20 protein-coding genes are annotated in these 23990 nt (G+C 73.7%); 4 read left to right on the forward strand and 16 right to left on the reverse strand.

What is annotated here, in order from left to right:
- Nucleotides 1-19 precede the first annotated feature (19 nt).
- From FBY23_RS26450 to FBY23_RS15090, 5 genes are all read right to left on the reverse strand, one after another.
- Nucleotides 20-1360: a polysaccharide biosynthesis tyrosine autokinase gene (locus tag FBY23_RS26450; RefSeq protein WP_141798887.1), complete on the reverse strand. Its 1341-nt coding sequence runs from the start codon at nt 1358-1360 to the stop codon at nt 20-22.
- A gap of 58 nt (nt 1361-1418) precedes the next feature.
- Entirely contained in the window at nt 1419-2369 is a 951-nt protein-coding gene (locus FBY23_RS15075) for a hypothetical protein (protein ID WP_141798888.1), read from the reverse strand.
- Nucleotides 2370-2412: 43 nt separating this feature from the next.
- On the reverse strand, nt 2413-2793 hold the full coding sequence (locus tag FBY23_RS15080) for a hypothetical protein (protein WP_141798889.1): 381 nt from the start codon (nt 2791-2793) through the stop codon (nt 2413-2415).
- A gap of 148 nt (nt 2794-2941) precedes the next feature.
- Nucleotides 2942-3616 carry a response regulator transcription factor gene (locus FBY23_RS15085; RefSeq protein WP_141801076.1) on the reverse strand — a complete coding sequence of 225 codons (675 nt, stop codon included), beginning with the start codon at nt 3614-3616 and terminating at the stop codon, nt 2942-2944.
- Nucleotides 3617-3618: 2 nt separating this feature from the next.
- Nucleotides 3619-4329: a sensor histidine kinase KdpD gene (locus tag FBY23_RS15090; RefSeq protein WP_141798890.1), complete on the reverse strand. Its 711-nt coding sequence runs from the start codon at nt 4327-4329 to the stop codon at nt 3619-3621.
- Between the two features lie 162 nt (nt 4330-4491).
- On the opposite strand from FBY23_RS15090, the gene FBY23_RS15095 reads away from it, so the two are divergent.
- Nucleotides 4492-5463 (forward strand): glycosyltransferase, encoded by a 972-nt coding sequence (locus FBY23_RS15095; protein ID WP_141798891.1) that lies wholly within the window; start codon nt 4492-4494, stop codon nt 5461-5463.
- Between the two features lie 11 nt (nt 5464-5474).
- Here FBY23_RS15095 and FBY23_RS15100 read toward each other — a convergent pair whose 3' ends face one another.
- Nucleotides 5475-6095, reverse strand: a complete 621-nt coding sequence (locus FBY23_RS15100) for a hypothetical protein (RefSeq protein ID WP_141798892.1) — start codon at nt 6093-6095, stop codon at nt 5475-5477.
- Between the two features lie 115 nt (nt 6096-6210).
- On the opposite strand from FBY23_RS15100, the gene FBY23_RS25975 reads away from it, so the two are divergent.
- From FBY23_RS25975 to FBY23_RS15110, 3 genes are all read left to right on the forward strand, one after another.
- Nucleotides 6211-9042 carry a delta-60 repeat domain-containing protein gene (locus FBY23_RS25975; protein ID WP_160158250.1) on the forward strand — a complete coding sequence of 944 codons (2832 nt, stop codon included), beginning with the start codon at nt 6211-6213 and terminating at the stop codon, nt 9040-9042.
- Between the two features lie 41 nt (nt 9043-9083).
- On the forward strand, nt 9084-10076 hold the full coding sequence (locus tag FBY23_RS15105) for a family 16 glycosylhydrolase (RefSeq protein ID WP_160158251.1): 993 nt from the start codon (nt 9084-9086) through the stop codon (nt 10074-10076).
- A gap of 543 nt (nt 10077-10619) precedes the next feature.
- Complete coding sequence (locus FBY23_RS15110) at nt 10620-12041, forward strand: hypothetical protein (protein ID WP_186348233.1); 1422 nt, start codon at nt 10620-10622, stop codon at nt 12039-12041.
- Here the strand turns inward: FBY23_RS15110 and FBY23_RS15115 are convergent.
- The 10 genes from FBY23_RS15115 to FBY23_RS15155 all read right to left on the reverse strand — a co-directional run bounded on the left by FBY23_RS15115 (nt 12019) and on the right by FBY23_RS15155 (nt 23930).
- Entirely contained in the window at nt 12019-13566 is a 1548-nt protein-coding gene (locus FBY23_RS15115; protein WP_160158252.1) for an oligosaccharide flippase family protein, read from the reverse strand. The two genes, FBY23_RS15110 and FBY23_RS15115, sit on opposite strands and share 23 nt — an antisense overlap.
- The gene (locus FBY23_RS25980) at nt 13553-14812 is read right to left on the reverse strand and encodes a hypothetical protein (protein ID WP_160158253.1); all 1260 of its coding nucleotides are present in this window, start codon (nt 14810-14812) and stop codon (nt 13553-13555) included. Before FBY23_RS25980 ends, FBY23_RS15115 begins: the two co-directional genes overlap by 14 nt.
- On the reverse strand, nt 14809-15720 hold the full coding sequence (locus FBY23_RS15120) for a sulfotransferase (protein ID WP_141798895.1): 912 nt from the start codon (nt 15718-15720) through the stop codon (nt 14809-14811). The genes FBY23_RS25980 and FBY23_RS15120 overlap by 4 nt, the downstream gene beginning before the upstream one ends.
- Entirely contained in the window at nt 15717-17012 is a 1296-nt protein-coding gene (locus FBY23_RS15125; protein WP_160158254.1) for a Wzz/FepE/Etk N-terminal domain-containing protein, read from the reverse strand. Before FBY23_RS15125 ends, FBY23_RS15120 begins: the two co-directional genes overlap by 4 nt.
- 89 nt (nt 17013-17101) lie before the next feature.
- Nucleotides 17102-18028 (reverse strand): glycosyltransferase family A protein, encoded by a 927-nt coding sequence (locus tag FBY23_RS15130; protein WP_141798897.1) that lies wholly within the window; start codon nt 18026-18028, stop codon nt 17102-17104.
- On the reverse strand, nt 18025-19332 hold the full coding sequence (locus tag FBY23_RS15135) for an O-antigen ligase family protein (RefSeq protein WP_141798898.1): 1308 nt from the start codon (nt 19330-19332) through the stop codon (nt 18025-18027). Before FBY23_RS15135 ends, FBY23_RS15130 begins: the two co-directional genes overlap by 4 nt.
- Nucleotides 19333-19419: 87 nt before the next feature.
- Complete coding sequence (locus tag FBY23_RS15140; protein ID WP_222117835.1) at nt 19420-19998, reverse strand: serine acetyltransferase; 579 nt, start codon at nt 19996-19998, stop codon at nt 19420-19422.
- Between the two features lie 115 nt (nt 19999-20113).
- Nucleotides 20114-22684, reverse strand: coding sequence for a CHAT domain-containing protein (locus FBY23_RS15145; RefSeq protein ID WP_141798899.1), 2571 nt, complete (start codon nt 22682-22684; stop codon nt 20114-20116).
- Nucleotides 22685-22704: 20 nt separating this feature from the next.
- On the reverse strand, nt 22705-23301 hold the full coding sequence (locus tag FBY23_RS15150; RefSeq protein WP_141798900.1) for a hypothetical protein: 597 nt from the start codon (nt 23299-23301) through the stop codon (nt 22705-22707).
- On the reverse strand, nt 23298-23930 hold the full coding sequence (locus FBY23_RS15155; protein WP_141798901.1) for an RNA polymerase sigma factor: 633 nt from the start codon (nt 23928-23930) through the stop codon (nt 23298-23300). The genes FBY23_RS15150 and FBY23_RS15155 overlap by 4 nt, the downstream gene beginning before the upstream one ends.
- Between the last annotated feature and the right edge of the window lie 60 nt (nt 23931-23990).

Raw genomic sequence — 23990 nt, forward strand, 5'->3', positions numbered from 1 at the left:
GTGGGGTCGGTCCGTGACGTCAGGACGAGCGGGGCAGCCGCTTGCGGCGTCCCGGCCGGGCACCGACGAGGACGGTGCCGAGGACGCGCAGGCGGATGGTGCGCAGGTGCTCGGCGGCGCGCTGGACCGAGCGCGGGTGCACGCGGCCGGACGGCACGGTGAGCACCATGGCGCCGTGGATCGCCATGATCCGGGCGTCCTCGGAGCTGGCGACCGAGGCGGCGTGGACGATGACGACGTCGTAGAGGCCCTCGGTGTCGTCGAGCAGGCCGCGGAAGCGCATCTCGAGCAGGCTCGGGGCGGCCAGGTGCGCCTGGCCGAGCGGCAGCACGTCGATGCGCGGGGCGGGACCCGCGACGACGACGTCGCGCAGGTCGCAGGAGCCGGCGAGCACGTCGTACAGGCCCGGCTCGCCGGGGTTCTCGAGGGCCGGGTGGACCTTGGCGTCTCGGTCGGCGTTGATCACCAGGACCCGGTGTCCGACGTCGGCGAGGGCCGCGGCCACGTTGACCTCGAGCCAGCCGGCGGCCGGCTCGGAGGTGCTGGCGGACGACACGACGAGCAGGCGGCTCGGGTCCTCGACGCTGGCGAACTCGATGGCGATCCGCAGGGCGCGCAGTGCCTGGAACTCGTCGGCGCGGGGCTCGATCGCCGGGACGCTGTCGAGGTCGTCGGGCTTCGGGATCACGCCGAGCACCGAGGTCTGGGTGATCTCCCCCATCTCCTCGGCGTCGCCGACCGTGCGGAACAGTCGGTCGACGACCGCGGCGGCGAGCACGGCGAGCAGGAGCGAGAGCAGGAGGCCGGCGAGCGCGGTCACGGGGACGTTCGGCGAGCTGAACCGGTCCGGGGCGACGGCGTCCTCGGTCACCTTGAACTCGAAGGAGCCGCTGCTGGGGTCGTGCAGCGGCAGGGCCGCGACCACGAGGTTGGCGATCTCGGCGGCCCGGTCGGGGTCGGTGTCGTGCACCGAGACCTGGATGATGACGGTGCCCGGGATGACCTTGCCCTCGACCTCGTCACGCAGCTGTGCGACCGAGCGGTGCGGCACCTTGGCCGCGACGTCCTCGAGGAGCGGGCGGGACCGGGCGACGTCGGCCACCGTCCCCAGCAGGTCGGTGTAGCTGGCCGGCGAGGTGGTGGTCACGCCCGCCGGCGGGGTCGCGGCGACCCGGGCCGAGGCGGTGTACTCCCGCGGGGCGATCACCAGACCGGCCGCCACCGCATTGACCACGAGCGCGAACACCAGCAGGACGACCCAGCGCCGGCGCCAGATCAGGGCGCCGAGTGCCCGGAAGCCCCCTCGGGCCACCGACGACACCGACGGCTGGTCGGTGGGGTCAAGGTGTGTGGTGGTCATCTGCTGGTCCTCACTGGATGTACGGGTCGTGCGGGGTGGGGAGGCGCGCGGCGAGGAGTCAGTTCGCCTGGTCGCGGAACAGCGCGCCGAGCTTGCGGGAGCCGTCGCCGGCGTCGGACCGGTCGTCCTTCTCGTCCTTCTCCGGCGTCCCGGCGTCCTCCGGCGTCTCGTCGGTGTCGGTGCTCTCGCCCGACTCGTCGCTCGGTGCGTCCTGGGGCTCCGGCGCCGGGGCGGCCGCGGAGTCGCGGCGCACCTCGTCGAGGAGCTGGTCGATCGCGCTGAGCTGGTCGCTGACGGCGCCCGTGGCCAGCTGGAGCACCTGCACCAGCTCGCCGAGCGAGGTCTGTAGGTCGGCCCCGAGCTCGGCGGCGCGGTGCAGCACCTCGCGCGCGGTCCCGCGGATCTCCTCCGCGTCGCGGGCCCCGCGGGCGGCGGCCTCGCCGACGTAGAGGCGTGCGGTCTGCTCGGCCTCGATCATGGCCGAGCGCATCGCCTCGGTCCGGATGTTCTCGGCGTCGCGCTCGGCGTTGCGGGTGAGCAGCGCGGTGGCGCTCTCGACCCGGTCCCGCTGCTCCTTGACCCACTCGACCGCCTCGCGACGGGTGCGCTCGGCCTCCTCGTCGGCGTCCGCGCGGACCTGCTCGGCGGCCGACTTGGCCTCGAGCACGATCTGCTCGGCCTGGTCGGTGGCCTCGCTGCGGGCGGTGGCGGCCAAGGCGAGCATCTCCTCGGCCTTGTGCTGTGCGTCGCGGGTGGCACGCAGGGTCTCGGCGTGCTCGGTGATCCGGTCGGTCACCGACGGTGCGGGGGCTGCTCCGTTCGGTACGGCCGGCTCGGCCGGCTCGCCCGGCTCGGCCGCGGCGGCACCGGTGGCTGCCTCGGGCGCCTCGCCCTCCTCGGTCCCGGCGGGCGCGTCGGCGGCCTTGGAGCCGAGCTCGGCGAGGACGTCGTCGAAGGCCGAGGCGATCGCGGACTGCTGTCCGCTCTGGTTGCGCTGGCGGTTGAACATCGGATTCCTCCAGGGAACGGGGTCGTCGTGGGTGTCGTCGGGGTCAGGCGTCGCGAAGGTCGGCGGCCCGCAGCTCCAGGCGGAAGGCCTCGCGGACCGTGGCCATCAGCCGGTCCGCCTCGTCGAGCCGGGAGTTGAGCGTCGCGAGGCCGATGCTGCGCATGGAGTCCGCGTGGGTCAGCGCCTCGCTGAGGATCCCGCTGGCCTCCCGGTCGGCCTCCGCGAGCTTCTCCGTCGTCATCCGCAGCGCCATCGCCCGCAGCCGTTGCGCCTCCTTGGAGATCATCCGCAGCAGGCGTGCGGCCTCGGCGGGCTCCAGGCTGGCGGCGTTCTCGACGCGCTCGAGCAGCCCGTCGATCTCGCGGTGCGGGATGAACGACGGCCAGCTCGGCTCGGCGGCGGCGTCATCGGTCGGGTCGGCCAACGGAGTTGCTCCTGTGTCGGTCAGGGATCGGGGTGTCAGGTCGGACGGGATGTGGGGCCGGACGACCTGACTCCTCTCCAGTGCGGGCGGTGGTGCGGGTTGATCCACGGGCTGCGCAGAAATCTCGGACGGGCTCTGGTCCTGCCGCCTAGGCGTACGCCGGTGGCTGCCAGTTGCTGCGGTGGGCGAGGGAGACGGCGGCCAGCTGCGAGGACACGTCGAGCTTGGTGAGGATCGCGTGCACCTGGGAGCGGATGGTGGCCTCGGAGACCACCCGGTCGACCGCGATGTCGCGCACGTGCATGCCCGTCATCAGCAGGCCCAGGACCCGGGCCTCCCGGGGGCTGAGCCGGGCGAGCCGGAGGTCGTCGGCGCCGCGCTCCGCCACCCGGCCGCGCCACGCCGCGACGAGCTCGGCGCGCTCCTCCGGGCCGAGGACCGCGTGGCCGTCGTCGACGCGCCGCACGGTCGAGATGACCTCGATCAGCGCGCTCGCCTTGGACAGCACGGTGTGCGCGCCCTCGGCGAGCGCGCGCCCCCAACGCGCCCGGTCGGTCGCGCCGGTGAGGACGACGACCCGCACTCCCGCGCGCTGCAGCGGCGCGATCAGCGTGGTCCCGTCACCGAAGGCGCCGAGGTCGAGGTCGAGGAGCAGGACCCGTGGGCGCAGCCGCACCAGGGCGTCGACGAGGCTGCGAGGTGCGCCGCCGTCGACGGGTACCGGAACCCGCCGTACGTCGTAACCGTGCACGGACAGGGCGATCTCCAGGGACTCGGCCAGCAGCTCGTGGTCGTCGAGGATCGCGACCCGGCGCTCGACCATGCTCACCGGGCGTCCCCCGGCGCCGGCAGGTCGATGACGAACGTGGTGCGGACGGCGTCCTCGAGCCGGAGGTCGGCGTTCCACTCGCGCAGCCGGCCGCGCGCCACGGCCAGGCCGATGCCCTGCCCGGCCGAGCCGGTCCGCTGGCGTCCCCAGCCGAAGACCTCGGGCCGCAGGTCGGCGGGGATCCCGGCGCCGCCGTCGGTGACGCGGACCTCGACCCGGGCGGCGTACCGATGGGCCTCGACCCGGATGTCGTCGCCCGCGCCGTGCCGGGCGGCGTTGTCGAGGAGCACGTTGACCGCCTCGCTCACCACGTCGGCGCAGCCGAGCGCGTGCAGGCCCGAACCCTGCCAGCCGACCCGGCTCCCGCGTGCGATGTGGGCGGCGACGAGGGGCGCCACGACGTCGTCGACGGTGACGACGCCCCAGGTGGTTTCGGGCGCGCCGACGACGACCCGCTGGAGGCGGCGCAGCTCGCTGAGCATCATCGCCTCGAAGCGGCCACGCTTGCCGGGGGGCAGCACGGACAGCAGCTCAGCGGCCGAGGCGAGGCCGGCGACGGTCGCGTTGATCTCGTGCAGCTGGGCCTGGTAGCGGCGTACCTGCGCCTCGGCGGAGATGTCGGCGGAGACGTTGGCGGAGATGTTGGCGGGACGACGGGCGGACCTCGGGTGCTGAGCCGGCCGCGGCCTGGCCTGGAGTGTCGTCATCGGGCGTCCTCACTGTCGAGCGGTCTCACCGGAGCTCCGGAGACCCGGTGCTCCCCTCTCCAGTGCAGGAATGGGCCGTGCGTGATCCATCGCTTTGGCCAAGATTGTTGAAGCTTTCCGATCGGCCACCACCCGGGCGACGCGCTGAGGTTGCGTCGGCCCATGGCCACCGCACTCGACCCCGTCCTGCTGACGTCGTCGGTCGGAGGTCACTTCAACGAGCTGGAGCTGGTCGTCGAGGCCCTCGAGATCCCGCGCCACGAGCGGCACTGGGTGGTGCCGCGACACATCCAGACCGATGACCGGCTGGCCCGCGAGAGCGTGACCTGGTCACCGCTGGTGCAGTCCGGTGAGTACCGCAAGGCGCTGCGCAACCTGCGCTTCGCCGTACGGCTGCACCGGCGGCTGCGCCCGCGACTCGTCGTGTCGACGGGTGCGGCGCAGGCGACGCCACACCTGGTCGCGGCCGCGCTGCTGCGCACCCCGATCCTGTACGTCGAGTCGGTGGCCAGGCTGGACAGCCCGTCGGTCACCGGCCGGCTGGCCGCGCTGCTGCCGCGGACCCGGCTGCTCGCCCCGCAGCCGGGCTGGCCCGAACCCTGGGAGCACGGCCTCGACACGTTCAGCACCTTCGAGGTCGTCTCCGACCCGGACGATGCCCAGGTCCGCCGGGTCATGGTCGCCCTCGGCAGTGAGCACTTCCCGTTCCCGCGGGCGGTCGACGCGGTCCTCGGCACGGTCCCCGCGGGAGTGGACGTCACCTGGCAGGTCGGCGACACCGTCGGCAGCGACGGCGCCGACCGCAACCGCTGGCTGACGGGCAGGGAGATGTCCTCCGCGATGAGCACGGCGGACGTCGTGATCACCCACGGCGGGGCGGGGTCGATCCTCACCGCACTCACCGCGGGCAAGGTCCCCGTGGTGCTGCCGCGGCGTGCCGCTCACGGTGAGCACGTCGACGACCACCAGGTCCGGATGGTCCAGGGACTTGCGGAGCGCGGTCTGGTCGTCGCGGTCCCCCAACTGGAGGACCTGTCGTTCGAGCACCTGCTCGAGGCGGCCGCGCTGACCGTGAGCCGGCGCGGCCAGCAGGCGCGGCCGGGCCTGCGCCCGGCCATGCCGGACGTGGCCTGACCGACGCGCGATCAGCAGTCAGGGTCCGCCGGGAAGGTCTGCTCGACGACCTGCCAGCCCGAGGGCGCCTGCTCGAGGGTGAAGATCAGCCAGGTCCGGGGCGCCCCGGTGCCGGTCGGCAGCCGGTTGCCGGCACTGTCGGTGACCACGACCGCGGACTGGTCGACACAGGCCCGGACCCGGACCCGGGAGCCCTTCCCCCGCACGACGGTGCGCAGGATCGTGGGTTCACCGGTCACCGTCCAGCCATTCTCCTCGTACTCCGCGGCCTGCGCCAGCAGCGCCTCCCTGGCCGCGCCGACCACGGCGTCGTCGAGGATGGAAGGCGCCTCGGCCGGCGTGGCCAGGGCGTCGTTCAGCGAGGTGAGCGCCTTGCCGACCGCGTCGGTGGCGGCCGACGCCCTGGCCGCCGGGACGCCCTTGCCCTGGACCTGGGGCGCGCCGGGCGTGGCGGCGGTCGTGCCGCTGGGGGTGCCGGTCGCGGTGCCGGTCACACCCGCACTCGCGGTGGCCGTCGCGTCCGCGCCACCCGACGCCGGCTCCTTCTGGTCCGGCTCGTCCCCGCCCGAGCAGCCCGCGGCGACGACCGCGGTCGCCAGCACCCATCCCACCCAGGACGTGACCTGCCTCACCCTCGCACCGCTCCTTCTTCAACAACGTTGTGGACGACGCGGAGCGCCTGATCCGGCCAGACTCGTGCCCGCATGGGGCACACCTTCCCATGCCCGACACGTCAGGATCCCCCCGTTGCCCAACCTTCGCGTCCCTGTCGCGCTCCTCAGCAGCCTCGCTCTCGGGGCCGGCCTGGTCACCCTCGGCGCCCCGACGCCGGCACGCGCGGCCGTCGCGAGCCAGACGATCCCGGCGGCCCAGCTGGGCACCGCGCCCGACACCGCGGCCGGCTCCTGCTGGGAGATCAAGCAGCAGCGGCCCAGTGCGCCGAACGGCGCCTATTGGCTGGTGACGCCTGCGATGTCCGAGCCGCTCCAGGTCTACTGCGACCAGACGACCGACGGGGGCGGCTGGGTGCTGGTCGGCAAGGGCCGCAACGGGTGGACGACCGACTACGACGGCCGCGACGCCGACACCGGCCTGCTCGACCCCGGCTACGCAGGCGGCGCGGACGCGCACCAGCTGTCCAGCGCGACCATCGACCAGCTGCTCGACGGCGGCCGGGTCGATGCCCTCGCCGACGGCATCCGGCTGCGCCGCGCCGCCAAGTCCGACGGCTCGAGCTGGCAGGAGACGCGCTTCAAGCTGGCCAGCCGCGACCGCTGGGTCTGGACCTTCGACGCCCGGCACCCACTGTCGTCGTCCACCATCGCCGGCACGACCAGGACCGGCGGCATCACGACGTCCTTCGGCTCCGACAGCACCTGGAAGTGGGTCGACACCCGCAGCCGCGAGGTGACCGGCTGGAGCTACGGCTTCAGCTACGGCACCAAGGCGATCGGATCCAGCTCGGACTCGTCGTACCTCTACTCCCCCACCAACGGTGGCAGCGCGCTGCCGGTGACCCAGGTCTACCTGCGGCCGCGGGTCACCTCGACCGGCTTCACCGCGATCCCCGACGGCGGTACGACGGCCCTCGAGCAGCGCGCGCAGGCCTCGTCGCTCGCGGACTCCCTGACCTGGGGCGTCACCGGCATGGCGTCCACCCCCTCCGCCGAGGGCGACGTGGAGGTCCAGGCCTTCACCCAGTCAGGTGACCGGATGTTCGTCGCCGGCAACTTCCGCTACGTCACCTCCGACGACGGCAGCCAGTGGGAGCAGCCCTACCTCGCGGCCTTCGACGTCGCCACCGGCGCCTGGATCTCGTCGTTCCGCCCGACCTTCGACCAGCAGGTCCGCACCCTGGCGACCCTGCCCGACGGCCGGATCGTGGCCGGCGGCCTGTTCAGCCAGGTCAACGGGCAGTCCGCATCGGCCATCGTCGCGCTCGACCCCCGGACCGGGGCCACCTCGACCGGCTTCTCGACCCAGATCGAGAACCGCATCACCGGTGGCGTCACCTCCGTGCGGTCCCTCGCCGTGGTCGGCGACGACCTGGTGATCGGCGGCAGCTTCACCCACGTGAAGAACGCCGCCCAGTCCGGTTGGAGCTACATGCGCAACCTGGCCCGGGTGCGGGTCTCCGACGGCTCGGCGTGGTCGGGCTGGAACCCGGAGCTGAACGGCACCGTCGCCAGCGTCGCGGGCTCCGACGACGACGCCCAGGTCTACGCGGTCGGCTTCTTCTCCCAGGCACGCGGGGCGATCGCCGCGAAGCGGGCGGCCGCCGTGATGATGGCCGGCGACGGCGCCCTGGCCACACCCGCGTGGAACCCGACCTGGAGCAACACCAACGACTACCAGCGCACCGTCGCGACCGGCCCCGGCCAGGTGTGGGTCGGCGGCTCGGAACACAGCATGTTCGGCTTCTCGCCGGCCACCTTCGCCCGCAAGCGGACCACGATCTTCGACCCGCACGGCGACCTCCAGGCCCTCGCCCGCGACGGCGACGTCATGTACGCCGGGTGCCACTGCAACGCCAACACCTACACCGACGCCGTCACCTGGCCGCTCGACTCCACCCCCTGGAGCCAGGCCGACGCCATCCACTGGGCCGGCGCCTTCGACGCCAGCACCGGCGAGCGGATCCCCGGCTTCACGCCCACCTTCAAGTCCCGCATCGGCAGCGGCATCTGGGCGATCACGACCGACACCAACGGCCGGGTCTGGATGGGCGGCGACATCGTCACCGCCTCCTCCGCGCGCAGCGCGAAGGACCCGTCCGGCGGGTTCGCGCGGTTCAGTCCGCGCGACGTCAGCGCGCCGTCGCGGCCCGGCGACCTCCGGGTCGTCAGCCAGACCGGCAGCGCGGTGACCCTCGGCTGGAACGCCAGCAGCGACGCGGGGAAGGTGCACTACCAGGTGCTGCGCGGCGACCGGCCGGTCGCCACCACGACCGCCACGAGCATCACGCTGCCCTTCGACGGCACCGCACGCTACTTCGTCCGCGCTGCCGACGCGGCCGGCAACGTCTCGGCCAGCACACCCGTCCTCACGGTGGCCCGGGTGAGCGAGCTCGTCGCGACCGACGCGACCTGGTCCTGGTGGTACCAGAGCACCCCTCCGGCCGACACCTGGGCGCAGCCGGCCTACGACGACAGCGCATGGCCCACGGGCTCGGCCGTGCTGGGCTGGGGCACCGCCTCGATTGCCACCCCGATCGACACCTTCCCCACCACCAAGGACCGCCCGCTGACGGCCTACTTCCGGCGTACCGTCGAGGTGGCCGAGCCCGCACAGCTGTCCTCGCTCAAGCTGACCGTGCTCGCCAACGACGGCGCGGCCGTCTACGTCAACGGGGTCGAGGTCGCCCGCAAGGGGCTGCCCGCCGGACCGCTGACCTCGACCACCTACGCCAGTGCCGCGATCCGCGACGCGGCGGCGCAGGCCGACCCGCTGGTGGTGGAGGTGCCGTTGGCGCTCCTGCGGCCCGGCGCCAACGAGATCGCTGTCGAGACGCACCTCAACTACCGGGCCACACCGGACGTCACGTTCCGACTCCAGGCACTCGCGACGAGCGCAGGATGACCTCGCTGCTCCCGGCGCGGACATGGGAGGGTCTCCGGCCGATGCCCGTCGCTGCCCGTCGTCGCCGGGTGGCGGTCGGACTGTGCCTGCTCGCCGCCGTGGCCGCGGTCCTGGTGGCGCTGCGTCTCGACGAGACCGCCGCCCCCGTGAGTGCCCTCGAGGAAGGCGGCGCCGCTACGCCGTCGACCGGTTCAGCCGGCCCGACCCCCTCGGGTCCGCTCACCCTCGCCGACCTGCGGGAGGTACCCGCGGCCAGCCGCGGCTGCCTCCTCGGCCGCCCCCGGGCGGCGATCCGGGCCGACCTGCCGCCGACCTCGGCACGCTGGCGCGAGGACCTCGACGAGGACTTCGACCGGCTCCGGCCACGGATCTGGAACACCCGCGACGAGACCCGGCTCGACCACGACGTGGCCTACCTACTGGGTCGCAATGTCGCGACCCGGCGGGGCCGGCTCGCGATCACGGCCCGCCAGGAGGCGGCCGGCGGGCGCAGCTACACCTCCGGCTTCGTCGACACCGACGGTCGCTACTCGCTCCCGCCGACCTTCCAGGTCGCCGTACGAGCGAAGGCACCGTCACGCCAGGGCCTGTGGGCCGCGCCCCTGTGGCTGCGCCCCACCGACCGCAGCGGCGGTGAGATCGACCTCGCCGAGACGACCCGCCGGCCCGGCGAGCCCGCCCGGGTCAGCCAGAGCATCCACAGCGCCTACGGCGCCGGGCACCGCGTCGCCGCCCGGCGCTTCGAGCTCGCGGGCCTCGGCGACCGCACCGGAACCGCCTGGCACGACTACGTCGTGCGCAAGACGCCCGGCCTGATCGTGATGTGGATCGACGGGCGCGTCTCCTCGGCCTTCTGCGCCGGCTCACCCACCTGGTACGAGGACTACTACGACGCGGGCAAGCGATGGAGCCTGCGGATCAACCTGCAGGTCGGCGGCTGGGGCGGCACACCCCGCATCGGGGACGACTGGTCGGGCGGGCGGTCGACGCTCCTCGTCGACTCGGTGCGGACGTGGGTGCGGGCGCGGGGCTGACCGGCGCCCATGATTTCGGTGGTTGAGGCGCGAGGAGCGCCAGCGACGAGCCTCGAAACCACCTGAGCTATTGCGCGAACTCCCAGCGGGCTTAGGACATGTAGATGGCTTCGTTCCGAAAGGCAGCGACGACGAAGGGGCGCCAGGTGGCCGGGTTCCGCGGCCGGGCGACAGTTCCCGGCCGGAGGTCGAGGAGGTCGCGAGGTGGCTGGGTTCCGCGGCCGGGCGACAGTTCGCGGCCGGAGGTCGAGGAGGTCGCGCAGCGACCGTCACGAGACCACCACAACCGACCTCGCCCGATGGTTGAGGTGCGAGGAGCGCCAGCGACGAGCCTCGAAACCACTGGGCTGGTCGCGCGAACTGTCCGCGGGCTTCGGGTACGTAGCCGGTTGCGTTCCGAAAGGCAGCGACGAGGACGGTCGGGAGGTGGCTGGGTTCGGCGGTCGGGCCGCGGTTCGCGCGCGCGGCCGAAAACCCCTAGAAACAAGGGAAAAGTCCACAACAAGGCTCGCCATTCGAACATGTGTGCGATAGAATCGAAGCATGATCTCGGACCTCTCCAACGCCACGCCGGAGCAGCTGCTCCACGCGGCCGAGGACGGCGTCCGGGATCGGCGGAAGGCCGAGGTCCGGCAGCTCGAGCTGCTGCTCGCCTGGGCCGACCTCCACTCCGGTGACCCGCAGGCCGAGCCCGGCGCCGTACCGGTCCGGTATGGCGGACCGCGGCTGATCAGCCTGGGCGGGGACGGGACCCCGGAGGTCGCGGACCTCGCGCTGGTCGAGATGGCGATCGCCCGTCACGAGCACGTGCTCGCGACCCGTGGCGCCCTGGCCGACGCGTTCGACCTGCGTCACCGACTCCCTGGCGTGTGGGCTGGTGTCCAGCAGGGACGTTGCGAGGTGTGGGTGGTGCGGCGGGTCGCACGGATGTCCCGCAACCTCGACCGCCACCAGGTCCGGATCGTCGACACCGCGGTCGCTGCTGCGTTGGACCAGGCGCCGTCCAGGATCCTCACCATCGCCGAGGCCAAGGTGATCGAGGCCGACCCCGCCGCTCACCAGGCCCGGATCGACAAGAACCAGAACCAGAAGGGTGTCTGGTACCCCAAGCCTCGTCCGGGCTCCCAGCTCGACGAGAGCGACAGTCAGGCAGGTGTGGGGACGGTGTTCGCGCGGCTCGACGAGGCCGACGCCCTCGCCCACCAGCACACGGTCGACGACCTCGCTGCTGCCCTCGCCGAGCACGCCGACGTCCCCGACAGTGCCGAACCACTGTCGATGGACCACTGGCGGGCCGAGGCGTTCGCGATGCTCGCCGACCCGGCCGCCGTCCTCGCGTTCCTGAACGGCATCGACGACACCCCGGGCACCTCGGAGGTCGAGGAGGTTGCGCAGCAACCGTCACGAGACCCCCGCAGCCCGACCGCCGAGCTCATCGTCCACGTCTCCCTGACCGACACCGGTGAGTTCGGACCCGTCACCCGGGTCGAAAACCTCGGACCGCGACTCCTCGACCAGGTCCGCAACCTGCTCCGCCAGCACGCGGCGATCACGGTCCAGCCGGTGATCGACCTGCACACCGGACGGTCGGTCAACGGCTACGAGCACCCCACCGACGTCAAACGTCGCACCCAGCTACGCACGGTCGGGGACGTGTTCCCCCACGCCACCAACCTCTTCACGAAACAAGGTCGAGCCCCCGACCACGACCACACCACGCCGTACGACAAGCACGGACCACCCGGCCAGACCGGTGATCACAACGACACACCCCTCGCCCGGCACCACCACCGCGCGAAGACCCACCACGGCTACACCGTGATGCAGCTCGGCCCCGACAAGTGGATCTGGGGCACACCCCACGGCCTCTACCGCCTCGTCACCGGCGGCGGCACCACCGCGATCACCCGAGCCGAGTACCAGCTCCACGCCGAGCACTCGCTCAGGTTCGACCTCGCCGCCTGACGATTCCCGCGAACTGGTCGAGGTGAAGGAACCGCCGACAGAGCCGCGCCGCGACGACGACACCCAGGCCGGTGATCACGAGCGCGACCACGAAGCCAGCCAGGCTCTGCCCGCCCACGACGATCCCGATCGCTGACGCCGGGCCGGCGACGAGCACGCCGACGCCGATGCCGGCACCGATCCGGCCGACGGACGGGCGGATACCCGTGAGCCGGCTGACCTGGACGGCCGAGAGCAGACCGTCGAGGGTCCAGCACAGCGCCCAGGTGGTGGCCGCGCCGGCGATGCCCCAGACGGGGATCAGGACCAGGTTGCAGGTGACGCTGGTGGCGACCACGACGACCTTGTTGGCCAGGGCGCGACCGCTGCGGCCGGTCATCAGCAGCAGCGACTGGAGGTTGCCGGCGGCCAGCAACGCGACGCCGCCCACGCAGAGCAGGACCATCGCGGTGCGGCCGCTGCCGAACTCCGGGCCCGGGATCGAGAGGACGAACGGCGCGAAACAGGCCAGCAGCACGTAGACCGGGACGCCGAAGAAGACGATCCAGGTCGAGGTGATCGCGTAGAGCCGGCCGGCCTCGGCGTTCTCCCCGGCGGCGAGCCTGGCGCTGAACTGCGGGGCGACCACGATCCGCAGCGCGGTCATCATGACCAGGCCGCCGGCCACGAAGCGGGAGGCGACGCCGTAGACGCCGGCGGCGGCGGGGCCGAGCAGCACGCCGACGAGGACCACGTCGAGCCAGCCCAGGGCCTGCTCGAGCAGTGTCGAGACGGTGCGGGGCAGGCCGAAGCCGAAGATCTGGCGGACCAGGGCACGGGTCGGGCGAGCGGTGCCGGGTCCGCCGAGCGCACGCTCGGCGCCGCGCAGCCGCCGGGCGAGCACCAGCACGGCGAGGCAGGCGCCGGGGACCAGCACCACCGCCCACCCGGTGGCCGCCGCGACCGCCGAGCCACCGAGGACGCCGATCAGCACGACGAGCACGGGCCGCAGGGCGGGTACGGCGATGTTGCCGATCAGGTTGAACGGGAGCACCCCGCCGAAGCCGCGGGTCGCAGCCAGCGCCGTCATCATCACGGCCCCGAACGGGAGCGCCCAGGCGACGGCCGAGAACGCGTCGTCGACCCGGGCGTCGCCGAGCACGGCGCCGTCGCCGAACGCGTCGACCGCCGACCAGGCGAGCGCCACGGCGGTGCCGCCGAGGGCGGCGACCGCCAGCAGCGTGGTGCAGGCCGCGCGCAGGTGGCCGGGGTCCTGGGTGCGCAGCCGGGGCAGCAGCCACACGGCCGTGGTGTCGGTGCCGACCCGCCCCAGCGCGAGGGCGAGCGTGGCCACTGCGATCACCTGCTGGACCACGCCGGCCCCCGTGGCACCGAACTGCCGGGCGAGGACCATGGTCAGGACGAAGCCCATCGCGGTGCTGGTGGCCGCGCCGGCCACGGTGACCACGCCGCCGCGGGCCGCCGAGCGGAGCTCGGCCCCGACCTCGGGCGGACCCGAGGCGCGGGTGGCCTCAGCAGTGGACATCGGCGCCGACCCGCGCAGGAGCCAGCGTGCGGGCGTGGGCGAGGAGCGCGGCCGCCTCGTCGCGGCGCAGCCAGGCGTCGTCCCAGCGCCCGTTGCCGACCGCGAGGGACAGGGCACGCTCGACCAGCGTGGCGACATACACCACCGGTACGACGACGGCGCCGGCGCGGGAGTGCCCGGCGGCGGTGAGCACGGGCGCGGCCCGGTCGAGGGCGGTGGCGATGAGGGCGCCGTCGTAGCGCGTGCCGGCCAGGGTCGCGCCGCCGGCGACCCAGTGGATCGCGTCCAGCCCGGCCACGGCGTCGAGCTCGGAGGACTCCCAGTCCCAGCACCACAGCCGGTCCTGCTCGTCGCGGGCGGAGTTCCACGCGGTGAAGTCGCCGTGCCAGCGCGCCGCGACGGGGACCTCCACGTCCGCGACCAGGGCGAGGAGGTCGTCGAGCGCGTCGACCAGCTCGGGGTCGGCACCGCCGGCGCGCAGCACGTCCAGGCGCAGTCGCAGGTCCTGGAGCTGTCCGGTCCGGGCGAGTACGTCGCGGCGCCCGACCGGGGCCGGTGCGAAGACCTCCTCTGCGGTCGGGAGCAGGTTCGGATCGGGGCGTCGGCTGGCGGCGGGCAGCGGCTCGGTCACGAGGTAGGGCCGGCCGAGCCAGCTGCCCTCGGCCAGCAGCCGCGGCGCCCGCACGGCGTCGGTGCCGCCGGCGAGGGCCCGCAGCGCGGCGGCCTCCCGGGCGACCGCGCCGGTGCTCGCCGGGTCCCAGGCGAACTTCGCGAAGCCCACGGCGACACCGGCGTCGTCGACCAGCTGCAGGGTCGCCTTCCGGTTGGAGCCGGTGCGCACCCCGATCGAGGCGTGGACCCGCGGCAGGCCGAGGTCGGCCGCGACCTGCTCGGTCGGCAGCGGCACGCGCCGTCCTGCGCCGACGCGCGCCTGGACCCGGACCTGTGGGAAGGGCAGTGGTACGCCGCGGGCGGCCAGCGACCCGAGCAGGCGACGCTGGACCCGGGTGCCTGGGTCGCGCAGCCGGCGGAAGTTGAGGAGCGATCCCGCGAGAACGCGGCGCTCGGCGGTGGGCAGCAGCATCGTGGCCGAGGCGATCGACGGCAGCGCCTGGTAGGTCTCGACGTCGGTCCAGCCCGGCGTGGCGCCGCGGCCGAGGTCGAGGCGCAGGTCGCCGGTGGCGAGCGCGGGCCCCCACAGCTGCTCGACGAGGTGCGCGACCGCGCCGAGGTCGGGCCCGGTCACCGCAGCGATCCCGGCGTGGTCCAGCCCAGGTCGCGGCCGAGGAACTCCTCCAGCGCGCGGTTGTGGGGCTCGAAGAACTCGGCGAGCTCGCGGCGGCAGGGCTGCGGCACCGACGACTTGGTCCGGCTGGCGTTGCGCGGTCGTACGTCGGGCAGCGCGTACTCGCGGACCCCGAGGAAGGCGCAGATCCGGTCGAAGACGGCCTGCACGTCGTCGTACATGTCCTCGCTGCGCAGCACGAGCAGCTGCTCGGCCGGAAACACCGAGAGCCAGTTCCGCAGCTGGGGCAGGTAGATGCCGCGGGCGCGGTAGGTGTACCAGTCGTGCGCGGTGCTGTGGTAGCCCGGATCGGCGAGCATCCGCTCGAGCTCGCCGGCGGTGCGTGCCTCCTCGGCGGCCAGGGCCTCGGCGAAGCCGAGCGGCTCGACGCCGTTCTCGGTGCGCTCCTGGTAGTGCGACCAGGCCCGCTCGACCGGGTCACGGACCAACGCGATCGCCTTCACCTGCGGGTAGGCCGCGTGCACCCGGTGCACGATCCGCGGGTCCCACAGGTAGTAGGGCGACGCCTCACCACCCAGCGGCCGCTCCCCCTCCCGGCGGGCCACCCGGGCCCGGTAGGCCTCGGTGTGGAAGTGCGAGCGGTACCAGCGCTCGCTGCGCCCGCCCGAGGCGAAGAAGTGGTCGGTGCTCTTGCGGCCGCGGGGCTGCGGGAACAGCCCGAGCAGCGAGGGGTGCTGCTGGAGGTAGTTGTACAGGGAGGTCGTGCCGCCGCGCTTCGTGCCGACCACGAGGAAGTCCGGGCCCGGTCGTGACGCGGAGGTCCCCAGGGCATAGCCGCGGGTGGTCAGGTTGGCGACGTCCTTCATCCAGCGGGGCGCGGACTCGCGGCGCTCGGCGAGCAGGCTCATCGGGCCTCTCCCGTCTGCAGCTCGGCGGCCGGGGCCGCCGCCGGCGACGCCGCCGCCGGGGCCGGCGCAGGTGCGTTGCCGGCGGCCTCGGTGAACCGGTGCGCGACCACGGTGCCGGCCGGCTCGACGCCGACCGCGCGGAGGTGGTCGGCCAGGGTGGCCAGCCTGCGGACCGTGGTCCGGCCGTCCTCGGCGACCAGCACGACGACGGTGGCGCGCGGGGCGAGCGAGAGCGCGACCGCATAGCCCTCCTCCGCTGGTACGGCGAGCGCGCGGACCCGCCGCGACACCTGGGGGCTCGCGTCGTCGACCGCGGCCGCGGCCAGCTCGAGCGCGCGGGCGACCGCGGCGACCGGCGCGCCGATGGTGGCACCGATGACGAGGATGACCGGGATGTCGTCGGCGATCTGGATGCGGAGCCGGTGCCAGACCGACTGCAGCGCGTCGGCGTCGACCGGCTGGTCGAGGTCGGCCATGGTGCGGGCCTGCAACCGGGCCAGCAGCGGGCCGCCGTTGCCGTCGACCACGTCGGCGGCGTCGTACACCCGGCGCCGGACCATGTCGTCGAGGATGACCGCGAAGGCGCCGAGGAGCAGGCCGAGCACACCGGCGGCGAGCAGCACGGTGGATGCCTTCGTCCCGGTCGCCGGCGGCGTGTCCGCGGCCTTGACGAGCACGGTGCCGCCCGAGGTCGCGAGGCCGGAGACCTTGGTGATCTGGGTGAGGACCAGGTTGAGCTCGCTGAGCAGCGCACTCCGGCCGGCATCGGTCTGCTGCAGCTGGGCGTTGAGCGCGTCGCGGCGCTCGACGAGCGGCTCGAGCGCGTCCTGCTGGCGGGCGGCGGCCTGCTCGCCGCGGTAGGCGAGGTACTCGGTGGCGACCGCGTCCGCGACCGCCTGGGCCCGGCGCGGTTCGGCCCCGGTCCAGCTGATCCGCATCACGGTGGAGCCGGCGACCATCTGGGCGTCGAGGCCGGCGCGCACCGAGCGGGGCGCGGTGCCCTTGCCGAGGTCGGCCGCGGCGCGGTCGATCACCTCGGAGGAGAGCACGATCTGCCGCTCGGTGGCCGGGTCCAGCAGGTCGGAGGACGTGCGCTGAGCAGCGAACGGGTCGGTCGCGATCACGTTGACGTTGACCTGGGTCGTCGCGGTCGACGAGCTCGGGGCGAGCACCGTCCACACGCAGGCCGCGGCGACCAGGGCGGCGCTCACCAGGGCCACCACCTTCCAGCGGCGGCGGAGGACCAGGACGAATCGTCCGATCTCGACCGTGGACTGCAGGTCTGCGCTCACTGTCCGGGTTCCTTGTCTGCTGGGCGTCGTCGCGGTCGGGGTGACGGTCGGGGTGATGGGCGGGGTGCTGGGCGGCGTGTTCGGCGCGTTCACACGCCCCTCCCGAAGCGGTGCAGCGTGTTGAGCACGCGCTCGGCGTTGGGCGGATGGGGCAGGACGGCGAGAGCGACCGCGGCGCGCCACTGCCGCGGATCGGTGCGCACAGTGCGCCGGATCCACTGCCACGACTCGGCGCGGTCACCGGCGGCCGCCGTACCGAAGGCCAGCTGGCCGTAGACCCGGGCGGCGCCCCGGGCGTCGGCAGCGATCGCCGGGTGCAGCTGCAGGATCGCCCGCAGGGCGGCGTTCTTGGAGTCCCAGCGGCGGGCGAACATCGAGGTCCGGCCCCACTGGACCACGGTGAGCGGCTCGTCGAGGTGGGCGATCGGGCGGCGCTGGGCGGCCCGCAGCTTGATGTCCCAGTCCTCGAGCTGGCTCTGCGGCAGCTCCTCGTTGACCAGCCCGATCCCCTCGACCAGCGCGCGGCGGTCGAAGAAGAAGCACGACGAGTGCAGCATCGCGTAGATGGAGCGGGTCAGGTCGGCGTGGCTGACTGTGTCGGTCCCGGCGAAGCGGTCGGTACGGATGCCGTCGTAGTCGACGGTGATCGAGCAGGTCACCATCTCGGGGCGGTCCGCGGCCTCGGCACGGATGACCTGGCGGCGTACCTTCGACGGGAGCCAGTGGTCGTCGTCGTCGCAGAACGCGACGTACTCGGTGTCGAGGGCCAGGATCCCCGTGTTGCGGGCGCCGGAGAGGCCGGCGACGCGTGTGTTGCTGACGACGCGGACCGGCCGAGCGCTGTCGTACGACGCCACCAGGCTGGGGTCGGGCGTCGTACCGTCGAAGACCACGACGGTCTCGACGACGCCCGGGTAGTCCTGCGCGGCGACCGACGCGATGGCGCGGCGCAGCAGGTCGGGACGGTTGCGGGTGGGGATCACCACGCCGACGCGTGGCCAGGCCGTCGCGGTCATGGCAGGTCTCCTTCGGTGGTGGGAAGCTCGGGACCGCGGGCCGCGACAGCCGCAGCGATCATGAGGAGCGGCAGGCCGTAGGGCAACATGCCGTAGAACAGCAGCTGGACGGTCCCGACGAGGAGCGTCGTGCAGGCCGCCACGCCGATCGGGTCGCCTCGCCTGCGGCCTCGCGCGTACATCGCGAGGAAGAACGTGATCCAGGCGAATGCCGCGACCGGGCCGTGCGAGACCAGCAGCATCCACAGCTGGCCCTGGGTGCCGACGCTCGGCTCCAGCGGGTTCGCCGGCGGGATCGGTGTGGCGTGGCCGAGCAGTGGCGAGGAGGCGACGGCCGACAGCGACTGCTCGTAGAGCGAGATCCGGGTGGTGTTGCTGGTCCCCTGGGCGTCCTCGTTCAGGCGCATCCCCAGCCGCTCGCTGATGGGCAGCAGGTTGAACAGCACCACACCCAGCGTCGCCGCCAGCGCGACGACGGCGACGATGCGCAGGTTGCGGGCCAGCACGGCGCGCCCGACGAGGTAGGCGACGGCGATGCCGAGGCTGACGAACATGCCGCGGTTGAGGGTGAGGAACGCCGGGATCGTCGAGGCGACGAGGAGCACGGCGACGGCCGCGCCGCGGCGGGTGCGCCAGGTGTGCAGCAGGTAGACGACGACGAACGGCGCGAGCAGCGAGTACACGCTGCCCCAGTTGTTGGTGTACAGGAAGGGCGCGGTCGGGCGCGGCGACACCTCGAGGAAGCCGCCGGGGTTGTACTGCGCGAACGGCCGGATCGTCATCTGCCCGACGAGCTCGTTGCCGCGGGCGGCCGCCGGCAGCAGGTGGTGCAGCGGCGTGCGCAGCGAGCCGGTGGGGGCCAGGAGACCCAGGCAGCCGCCGAGCGCGACGTAGAGGAACCAGAGGGTCAGCGTGCCCGACAGGTAGCGCGAGGTGAGCGTGGCGCGGGCGTTGAAGACGTAGGCGAAGATCACGCCGGCGGCCACGCAGAGCAGCCACCGGTAGCCGAAGAGCACGACGCCCACGGCGCGGTCGAGCATGACGACCGACGCGAGCGCCCACGCGCAGTAGAGCAGCCACCAGCCGAAGCCGCGCGGCACCCGGACCCCGTGGGCCCGGGTCAGCAGCCAGGCCATGAGCAGGGCGAACGGGATCGTCACCACGTCGAGCAGCCCGCTCGCCCACCACAGCGGCAGTCCGGCGAACATCACGCCGATCGGCCACGTGGGCAGCAGCGTGGCCACGCGCACCCGCACACCGGCCCGGCCGGGAGCCTGGCTGGCGGGGTGCTCGCGCACGTTCATCGGTAGGTCGGGCCTTCTGCTGGGGGCTGGTGTCGCCTCACCAGTGCGTCGCCGGCCGCTCCGTGATCCGGTGATCGCGGAAAACTTTCACCGCAGCCGCATCGGGTTGCCGACGGCGACCCCGCCCGCCGGCACGTCCTTGGTGACGACCGCGTTGGCGCCGATGCGCGCCCCGTCGCCGACGGTGATGCCGCCGATCACCACGGCGCCCGCGCCGATCTCGACGTCGTCACCGATCACGGGGCAGGGACCGGCCGCGACGGCGTTGCCGATGGTCACGCCGTGCCGCAGCAGGACCCGGGCGCCGATCACCGACCGGTCGTTGATCACCAGCCCGACGCCGTGGCGCAGCCGCGCTCCCGGGCCGATCGACGTCTTCCACGGGATCTCGATGCCGAGCACCCACTCGACGACCACCCGGTAGACCAGGCCGTACGCCGTCGCGGGGACCCGGCGGGCGCCGTACCTGTTCCGGCTGGCGTGGTGGGCCAGCCGGAAGGCGACCATGACCAGGCGTCCGCGGAGGTCGGGCCGGTTGGCCCGCCAGTCCTGGAGGAGGTCGGCACGGAGGTTCGTCGGCGGCATGCTCACGGTCAACTGGTGCGCCCGTCCGGTCGCGGTGATCCCGACGGCCGGGGATTTTCGCTCGCGGGTGGCCCAGGTCACGGATCAGACCGGGCTCCGCCGCGCACTGGTGGAGCATGAGGCCCACTCCCCCGGCCACCGAGCCGACCTGCCGCTGCCACCCCTGCTACCACGACCTGGGCGTGCACGCGCCAGGTCACGACGCCGGCGTGAAGTAGCGGAAGGCCGCCCAGTAGTAGGGGTGCGGGTACGACGCCGCGACCCGGCGCCGGGCCAGGCCGAGGGCGCGCCGTGGCGCCTCGCCGGCCGCGAGGTGACGGTAGAACTCGGTCATCAGCTCGACGGTGACGGCGTCGTCGACCACCCACAGGGAGGCGACGACGCCGGCGGCCCCGGCGTTCAGGCAGGCCCAGGCCAGGCCGATCGGCCGCACCAGGTTGCCGGCCGCGCGACCCGAGCCGCAGGCGCTGAGCACGACCACCCGGTCGTGCATGGCGAAGCTGCCGTCGACCAGGTCGGCCGCGGTCAGCCAGCCGTCGGCGAGCCGGAGAGCGGAGAAGAGCGGGTTGCCGGCATGGAAGCGGCCGTGGGTCGCGAGGTGGACGAGGTCCGCGTCGACCATCCGCGCGGCCAGCACCTTGGAGGTCGCCGCCTCTCCGCGGTGCACCTCGGCGTCGGGGAGGAGCGTCGCGATCATGTCCGCCTCGGCGCCGATCTCGGGTGCGTCGTCGTCGGGCAGGGCGAGCACCAGCACGGACGTGGCGGCGACCTGGACGTCGTACGGCTCCTCGACCACGTCCGGCGCGGGGGCGAAGCGCTCGCGCCAGGGCGCGCCGACGTCGAGCATCGCGTCGAACGGGACGCCGAGCAGGTGCCGGTGCCCGGCGACCGAGAGCGGCTCGAGCTCGATGTCGCTGAGCAGGTCGGCGAGCGGCGCGACCAGCACCTCGTACAGCGCGTCGAGGCGTGAGGAGGTGGGGCCGGTGGCGCCGAGCGCGGCGACCATGTGGCACTCGTGCCGCCAGCCGTCGACCAGTCGCGCGGTCTCGGAGCTGATCCCGGTCAGCCGGCGCACGAAGACCTGGGCCTCACGGATGACGAAGGCGATCACGTCGCCGCCGATGACGTAGTAGTCGACGGCCGGGCCCTCGGGCACCGGCGGCAGGTCGGGTGCCTCTGCCCGTCCGGGGTCGGTGGTCCGGTTGCGGGCGGCGTCGATGAGGTCGTCAGTGTCGGCGACAGCCGCGGCGGCGTCGTCGACGTGCCAGCCGGCGGTGTGCTCGCGCAGGGTCGAGAAGGCGGAGGCCTTCGACGCGCGGACCCGCTGCCAGGCCTCGATGACCGTCGAGTGCCGTCCGTCCGCGACGAGCAGGTCGATCAGCTCGTCGCTGGCCTCGGCGAGCAGGCCGCCGCGGGTCGAGGTGGCCCGGGGCCGCTGGGCCAGCAGCGGCTGCATCGCGCACGCTGCACGCAGCTCGTCGGCGGCGTCGCTCACCCGTCCGGCCCGGCGCAGGAACCGGGCGCGCGCGAGCCGCAGCTCCATGCGCAGCTCGGGACGGGCCAGCCGGTCGACCTCGGCGGACGCACGCGCGATCCGCACCTCGGCGTCGTACGGGTCCGTGGCGACCCAGGCTGCGAGCACCATCGCGCGCACCCGGTTGACCTCCAGGGTGGTCTCGTCGCCCTGTACCCGGGCCAGACGGGTGCTGACCGCCGTCTGGTTGCCCTCCAGGTGGGCGAGCCGGGTGAGCAGCAGGCGCGCCTCGTCGCGGGTGACCACGTCGCCGCACTCCTCGCTGAGCCGCTCGGCGGCGTCCAGGGACCGCTCGGCCGCGTCGGTGCGCCCCAGGCGCAGCGCCGCCGCTGCGCAGACGAGCTCGGTGCGCCCGAGGTCGGCGATCCGCCCGAACGCCCGGAACGCGTCGCGTGCCGCGGCCCCCTTGCTCAGCGCCTCCTCGGCGAGGCCCGCGCTGAGCAGCGCCTCCGCGAGCACCCGGTCGCGCTCGGCGAGACCGACGCCCTGGGACTCCAGGACGGGGGCGATCCGCTCGAGCAGCTCCATGGCCGAGACGGGGGTGCCGGCCGCCGCCAGTGCCTCGGCGATGGGGATCACCGCCTTGGCGGCGTCGAGGGTGGCGCCTTCGCGGGTCAGCTCGCGCCGCGCCTCGCTCAGCACGTCGAGGGCGCGGTGGACGAGGCCGTCGGCGACCAGGACCCGGCCGCGCTGGAGGCCGATCTTGGCGACCGAGCGCCGGTCGCCGGTACGACGGGCGAGGTCGTCGGCGAGGTCGAAGTGCCGCACCGCGGCGGCCAGGTCACCGACCGCGGCGTGGGCGGAGCCGAGCTGCTGGTGGGCGCGCACGTGCAGCCGGGTCGCGAGCTCCTCGTCCCCGGCGCTGCCCCGCTCGATGCCGGTGAGGATCCGGCCGACGACGAGCACGACGTCGGCATACTCCCCCGCGGCCAGCATCACGGCGGTGCGCCCGAGCATGGCGCCGCGGGCCTCGAGCGTTCGGCCCGCCGCGAGCCAGTCCATCCGGGCGAGCTGGAAGGCACTCATCGCGCCGGTGAGGCTCCCGCGGTCCAGCTCGATCTCGCCGCGCAGAAAGCCCAGCCGGGCGCGGTACGACGGGTCGTCGTTGGCGTCGAGCAGGCCGGTGATCGTGTCGAGCAGCGCCGTGCACCGGCGCAGGTCCTGGTGCTGGACCCGCTCGGCCTCGGCAAGCAGGCGGGCGACCTTCTCGGTCCGGTCGTCGGTGCGGTTCATCTCAGCTCACGTCGGCTCGGTCAGGACCTGGCCAGCTCGAGCGGAGCGGTCACCCGGATGCCGTCGACCGCGATGCGCAGCTCGTCGACCGAGACCGGCACCTCGTCGAACCCGAAGCGGCCGTCGGCCGTGGAGTGGCCGCGGCGGCGCACGACACCTTCCTCGAGCAGGGTGACCTCCGCGGCGATCGGTGCCCGCTCGGCGAGCAGGAGGCCGCGCAGCTCGAGGTGACCGTCCGACACCGGTCCGGCCTCGAGCACGAACCGGCCGGCCTCGCTCTCGAACGCGAGGTGCGACTGCCCGGTGCCGTCCGCCTCGCGCACGCCGGCGACCCGTGCGCCCCGCGTGTCGTACAGCAGCCGGGCGCGGCTCCAGCCACGGTCGGCCGCGACGTTGCCGGGGCCCTCGAACAGCGCGCGCAGCCGGCCGCGCAGGTCGGCGGGCGGTGCCTCGAGCTGGAGCCGCTCGGCGGTGGCGAGGAAGTCGGCCACCCAGGCCGCGGCGTCGGCCGCCCCCTGGTCGTCACGGACCGCGTCGGCGACGTGGCTCGCCCGGTCGGCGGGCAGGCGCCCCTCGATCCAGTCGACGATCTCGGTGAAGGTCGTGCGCGGAGTCACCAAGCACCTTCCTCGGTGAGGATCCCGCGCAGCTTCTCCAGGCAGCGGCCACGCAGCGGTCCGATGCCGCCGATGGACCGCCCGAACCGCTGCGCGATCTCTGCATAGCTGGGCGACTCGGGGTCGAGGTAGAGCGCCTCCAGCAGGTCCTTGCAGGTGCCGCCGAGCTCGGCGAGGGCGTCGTGGAGGGCCAGGATCGAGGCCCAGTCGTCCTGGGACTGGTCGACCTCCTCGGGCACGACCTCGAGCTGGACGTCGCGACGGCTGAGGTTGCGCACCCGCCAGGACTGGCGTCGGGTGACCGTCATCAGCCAGGACGCGAGGCGCTCCTCGTCCTTGATCCGGTCGAGGGAGTCGATGAGGGTCACGAAGGTGCCCTGCGTGACGTCGGCGGCGTCGTCGGCAGAGAGGCCGTTGCGGCGCGCGACGGAGTAGACGAGCCGCTCGTAGCGGCCCACGAGCAGGTCCCAGGCCCGCGGGTCACGCTGCCGGCAGCGCTCGAGCAGCTCGGCGTCCGTCGGCTCGGCCTCGGTGCGGGACAGCGACCGCAGCGGGATCACCTTCGCCACGGGGGCGTGCGGGTCGTCGGTCTCGGAAGCGGCGTGGATGCCGTGGGAGGGGATGGCCATGGTCCTTCACTGTGGTCGTGGCGTTCGTAGCGTGGGTCACACGTCGATCGCCGGTGGTCG

This window comes from Nocardioides sp. SLBN-35, assembly GCF_006715725.1.
Lineage (GTDB): Bacteria > Actinomycetota > Actinomycetes > Propionibacteriales > Nocardioidaceae > Nocardioides.

Bases quoted from the DNA above. Each gene is read 5' to 3' on its own strand.
- FBY23_RS26450 (WP_141798887.1), bottom strand. From the start codon at position 1,360: ATGACCACCACACACCTTGACCCCACCGACCAGCCGTCGGTGTCGTCG.
- FBY23_RS15075 (WP_141798888.1), bottom strand. From the start codon at position 2,369: ATGTTCAACCGCCAGCGCAACCAGAGCGGACAGCAGTCCGCGATCGCC.
- FBY23_RS15085 (WP_141801076.1), bottom strand. From the start codon at position 3,616: ATGGTCGAGCGCCGGGTCGCGATCCTCGACGACCACGAGCTGCTGGCC.
- FBY23_RS15090 (WP_141798890.1), bottom strand. From the start codon at position 4,329: ATGACGACACTCCAGGCCAGGCCGCGGCCGGCTCAGCACCCGAGGTCC.
- FBY23_RS15095 (WP_141798891.1), top strand. From the start codon at position 4,492: ATGGCCACCGCACTCGACCCCGTCCTGCTGACGTCGTCGGTCGGAGGT.
- FBY23_RS15105 (WP_160158251.1), top strand. From the start codon at position 9,084: ATGCCCGTCGCTGCCCGTCGTCGCCGGGTGGCGGTCGGACTGTGCCTG.
- FBY23_RS15110 (WP_186348233.1), top strand. From the start codon at position 10,620: ATGATCTCGGACCTCTCCAACGCCACGCCGGAGCAGCTGCTCCACGCG.
- FBY23_RS15115 (WP_160158252.1), bottom strand. From the start codon at position 13,566: ATGTCCACTGCTGAGGCCACCCGCGCCTCGGGTCCGCCCGAGGTCGGG.
- FBY23_RS15120 (WP_141798895.1), bottom strand. From the start codon at position 15,720: ATGAGCCTGCTCGCCGAGCGCCGCGAGTCCGCGCCCCGCTGGATGAAG.
- FBY23_RS15130 (WP_141798897.1), bottom strand. From the start codon at position 18,028: ATGACCGCGACGGCCTGGCCACGCGTCGGCGTGGTGATCCCCACCCGC.
- FBY23_RS15135 (WP_141798898.1), bottom strand. From the start codon at position 19,332: ATGAACGTGCGCGAGCACCCCGCCAGCCAGGCTCCCGGCCGGGCCGGT.
- FBY23_RS15145 (WP_141798899.1), bottom strand. From the start codon at position 22,684: ATGAACCGCACCGACGACCGGACCGAGAAGGTCGCCCGCCTGCTTGCC.
- FBY23_RS15155 (WP_141798901.1), bottom strand. From the start codon at position 23,930: ATGGCCATCCCCTCCCACGGCATCCACGCCGCTTCCGAGACCGACGAC.